The following is a 5,000-nucleotide window of genomic DNA, read 5'->3' as shown; positions in this document are numbered from 1 at the left end:
AAGGTGCCAGCTTATTCAACTAGCACTTGTTCTTCCCTAACAACAGAGTTTTACGACCCGAAAGCCTTCATCACTCACGCGGCGTTGCTCCGTCAGACTTTCGTCCATTGCGGAAGATTCCCTACTGCTGCCTCCCGTAGGAGTCTGGGCCGTGTCTCAGTCCCAGTGTGGCCGATCACCCTCTCAGGTCGGCTACGCATCGTTGCCTTGGTGAGCCGTTACCTCACCAACTAGCTAATGCGACGCGGGTCCATCCATAAGTGACAGCCGAAGCCGCCTTTCAATTTCGAACCATGCGGTTCAAAATGTTATCCGGTATTAGCCCCGGTTTCCCGGAGTTATCCCAGTCTTATGGGCAGGTTACCCACGTGTTACTCACCCGTCCGCCGCTAACTTCTTGAGAGCAAGCTCTCAATCCATTCGCTCGACTTGCATGTATTAGGCACGCCGCCAGCGTTCATCCTGAGCCAGGATCAAACTCTCCAATAAAGTTAGTTTGTCTAGCATCTAAAAATAAAAATTGACGTTTCACGTTGTTTGTTTCGTTCAGTTTTCAAAGAACTACTTGGTCGCTCATTTGCGACTTCCTTATGTTAACATCTTCGTTAGTTAATGTCAACTAAGTTTTTTATTTCGTTTGTCGCTTTCGATGTTAATGTCATCGGCGACTTGTTCTATATTACACTTCATTTGTATAATCGTCAATATGTTTTTTTAAAAACTTTATATTTTATAGAATACATATACGTAATCAAATTATCTATTTACGCATTTCTTCTATAGTTATATACAAGCACCCCACAGAACTATCTATAGGGTGCTATTCCATCATAAAAACTATTGTTCTTTCGACGGCACCGAACAACTTCCATCAGCACAAGAAAGATCGCTTTCACCATCTGCTGAAAGTTCCTGTAACTTCGGTGCAGGATTCTCTTCTTCCCACACTTGCTGAAGTGCACCAACAAAAGTTTCAAGTCGTTGTGCACCTGAAATAGCATACTTTTGATTAATAATAAAATAAGGCACTCCCGAAATTTGATATTGCTGAGCAATCGCTTCATCAATTCTAACATCATTTGCGTACGCATTTTTATCATTAATAACATTTAAAGCTTCTTGCTTATCTAAACCTGAGGCTTCAGCGATAATAGCAAGTGTATCCACATCACTTAAATTTTTCGATTCAGTGAAATATGCAAAAAGTAGATTCTCCGTAATCTCCTTTTCTTTTCCATGATTCTTTGCAAACTTCGCAAGACGATGCGCATCAAACGTATTCGTCGGCTTCATCTCATCAAAATTAAAACTTAACCCCATACTAGCTGCATGATTTCCTAGCTGTACGTTATTACGCTTAGCTTCTTCAATACTAATCCCATACTTTGATGCAAGCACTTCATTAATACTTGTTCCAGAGTAAACGGGAGTATTCGGATCCAACTCAAAACTTTTAAACTCAACTTCAACATCCTTCTTATGTGGAAATTGCTCTAAAGCCATCTCTAATCTACGTTTCCCAATATAGCAAAATGGGCATACAAAATCCGACCAAACCTCAATTTTCATATAAACACCTCATTAACATTTAGTTTTCAATCATTGTAGCACTGAGATTAAGGAATTCAAAAGTTTTTGCTCTATCTCCTTCATATAGTACATACAAAAATACACTTATAGCAGACTACCTAATTAACAAAAAAAACGATAATCAAAAGGATTAACTATTATCCCTCCGATTATCGTCTATATAAATGCAACAACTTTAATTATGCCGGAATATACTTCCCTACGAACTTCCATACGGTATTCCAATATTTATTCGAATCTACTTTCTCCGCTTCTCCATGCCCAGCACCTAGAACAATTAATTTCTCTTTTTCTACTTTTGCAGCATTATATACTTCATCTAACATTTCAAAAGGAACGAATGTATCAGCATCCCCATGAATGAATAACATAGGTGTTTTACTTTTCGCCACTTGTTTTACAGCTGAAGCTTCTTCTAAATCATATCCAGCTCTTAATTTTGTAACTGTATTTGCCGCATTCATAACAGGAAACTTCGGCAAGTGGAATAAATCTTTTAGCTGATAAGTAAATTCATCAATAACGGTTGAGTATCCACAATCTTCAATAATAACTTTAACATTAGAAGGTAAATCTTCTCCTGAAGTCATCATTACAGTTGCCCCACCCATCGAAACACCAAATAGAGCTATTTCAGCATTAGGATCTTTCTTTAAGATTTGTTGAATCCAAATCAAAACATCTTTACGATCATGCCAGCCCATACCAACATAATCCCCTTCACTATTTCCGTGACCACGAAGGTCTGGTGCTATGACATTATAGCCTTGTTCATAAAAGTTACGAATATATTTCGTCATTTCTGATGCTCTACCATTGTATCCATGAACCACAATTGCCCATTTATGACTAGATGATTCATTCATATATTCATAGCCTTTTAAATTCAATTTATCGAAAGAACGTATAGTTAATGTGTTAGGTTTATACTTCGATACGAAGTTCGCATTCTTTTCTTCATTTGTAGCCAATACATCTCCCGATGCATTTACCGTTTCTACTAAATGAGGATTATCTTGCAAAAATTCTTTTTCTTGTTTCGCATTCAATGCGTAGTTATAAAAATAATTCCCAACTAACATATACACGATTAATAGAAGGACTAAGACTACTATAGTAATTATACCTATCCTTTTCATATTATCTCCTTTTCTAACTTAAATCTTCTTATATTAAAGTACATCAAAAAACAACTGTACTATTTTAACACACCAGTCAATCTTATCTTTAAGAAATAAAATAGAAAATCTTAAATTACATATCAAAAATCACGAAAGAAATCGAATAAAACTTATATAAATATGTAATTAGCTTTGAAAAGAAGTTACAAAATACAAAAAAGACGAGTCATTCTGACTCGTCTTAAAGTTGCTTGGCGACGTCCTACTCTCACAGGGACAAGGTCCCAACTACCATCGGCGCTAGAGAGCTTAACTTCCGTGTTCGGTATGGGAACGGGTGTGACCTCTCTGCCATCATCACCAAACTATTGAAGGTATATTCCTTCAAAACTAGATAACATTTGCTACATATTATATGGTTAAGTCCTCGATCTATTAGTATTCGTCAGCTCCACATGTCACCATGCTTCCACCTCGAACCTATCAACCTGATCATCTTTCAGGGATCTTACTAGCTTACGCTATGGGAAATCTCATCTTGAGGGGGGCTTCATGCTTAGATGCTTTCAGCACTTATCCCTTCCGCACATAGCTACCCAGCTATGCCCTTGGCAGAACAACTGGTACACCAGCGGTGCGTCCATCCCGGTCCTCTCGTACTAAGGACAGCTCCTCTCAAATTTCCTACGCCCACGACGGATAGGGACCGAACTGTCTCACGACGTTCTGAACCCAGCTCGCGTACCGCTTTAATGGGCGAACAGCCCAACCCTTGGGACCGACTACAGCCCCAGGATGCGATGAGCCGACATCGAGGTGCCAAACCTCCCCGTCGATGTGGACTCTTGGGGGAGATAAGCCTGTTATCCCCGGGGTAGCTTTTATCCGTTGAGCGATGGCCCTTCCATGCGGAACCACCGGATCACTAAGCCCGACTTTCGTCCCTGCTCGACTTGTAGGTCTCGCAGTCAAGCTCCCTTATGCCTTTGCACTCTACGAATGATTTCCAACCATTCTGAGGGAACCTTTGGGCGCCTCCGTTACACTTTAGGAGGCGACCGCCCCAGTCAAACTGCCCACCTGACACTGTCTCCCGGGTCGATAAGACCCGTAGGTTAGAATTTCAATACAGTCAGGGCGGTATCCCACCAGCGCCTCCACCGAAGCTAGCGCTCCGGTTTCAATGGCTCCCGCCTATCCTGTACAAACTGTACCAAAATTCAATATCAGGCTACAGTAAAGCTCCACGGGGTCTTTCCGTCCTGTCGCGGGTAACCTGCATCTTCACAGGTACTATAATTTCACCGAGTCTCTGGTTGAGACAGTGCCCAAATCGTTACACCTTTCGTGCGGGTCGGAACTTACCCGACAAGGAATTTCGCTACCTTAGGACCGTTATAGTTACGGCCGCCGTTTACTGGGGCTTCAGTTCAGAGCTTCGCTTACGCTAACCCCTCTCCTTAACCTTCCAGCACCGGGCAGGTGTCACCCCCTATACTTCGCCTTACGGCTTCGCAGAGAGCTGTGTTTTTGCTAAACAGTCGCTTGGGCCTATTCACTGCGGCTTTCCGTTAAGAAAGCACCCCTTCTCCCGAAGTTACGGGGTCATTTTGCCGAGTTCCTTAACCAGAGTTCTCTCGCACACCTTAGGATTCTCTCCTCGCCTACCTGTGTCGGTTTGCGGTACAGGCACCTTTTATCTCGCTAGAAGCTTTTCTTGGCAGCGGGGAATCAAAGACTTCGCTCCATAAGGAGCTTCCCCATCACAGCTCAGCCTTCACGATAAGCGGATTTGCCTACTTATCAGCCTAACTGCTTGGACGTGCACAACCAATCGCACGCTTCTTCTATCCTTCTGCGTCCCTCCATTGCTCAAACGATAAAGAGGTGGTACAGGAATATCAACCTGTTGTCCATCGCCTACGCCTGTCGGCCTCGGCTTAGGTCCTGACTAACCCTGAGCGGACGAGCCTTCCTCAGGAAACCTTAGGCATTCGGTGGACGGGATTCTCACCCGTCTTTCGCTACTCATACCGGCATTCTCACTTCTAAGCGCTCCACCAGTCCTTCCGGTCTGACTTCACTGCACTTAGAACGCTCCCCTACCACTGATACCATTGGTATCAATTCGCAGCTTCGGTGGTGTATTTAGCCCCGGTACATTTTCGGCGCAGAGTCACTCGACTAGTGAGCTATTACGCACTCTTTAAATGGTGGCTGCTTCTAAGCCAACATCCTAGTTGTCTAAGCAACTCCACATCCTTTTCCACTTAATACACACTTTGGGAC

The 5,000-nt window shown here is 42.8% G+C and carries 2 protein-coding genes and 3 rRNA genes (2 of these 5 cut by a window edge); all 5 read right to left on the bottom strand.

The annotated features are described in order from the left end of the window. Nucleotides 1–489 (bottom strand): 16S ribosomal RNA (locus AC3EMB_RS01560) (it extends 1,063 nt beyond the left edge of the window). Nucleotides 490–837: 348 nt separating this feature from the next. Beyond that, nucleotides 838–1,569 carry a DsbA family oxidoreductase gene (locus AC3EMB_RS01555; RefSeq protein WP_488517410.1) on the bottom strand — a complete coding sequence of 244 codons (732 nt, stop codon included), beginning with the start codon at nucleotides 1,567–1,569 and terminating at the stop codon, nucleotides 838–840. A 200-nt stretch (nucleotides 1,570–1,769) separates the two neighbouring features. Next, entirely contained in the window at nucleotides 1,770–2,729 is a 960-nt protein-coding gene (locus tag AC3EMB_RS01550) for an alpha/beta hydrolase (RefSeq protein ID WP_416475035.1), read from the bottom strand. A 231-nt stretch (nucleotides 2,730–2,960) separates the two neighbouring features. Beyond that, nucleotides 2,961–3,076, bottom strand: a 5S ribosomal RNA gene (rrf, locus tag AC3EMB_RS01545). A gap of 50 nt (nucleotides 3,077–3,126) precedes the next feature. Continuing rightward, nucleotides 3,127–5,000, bottom strand: a 23S ribosomal RNA gene (locus tag AC3EMB_RS01540) (it continues 1,048 nt past the right edge of the window).

Source organism: Bacillus sp. LQ16, from assembly GCF_057784645.1.
The sequence above is the reverse complement of the archived record's forward strand: the minus strand, read 5'-3'. Positions and strand labels throughout refer to the sequence as shown.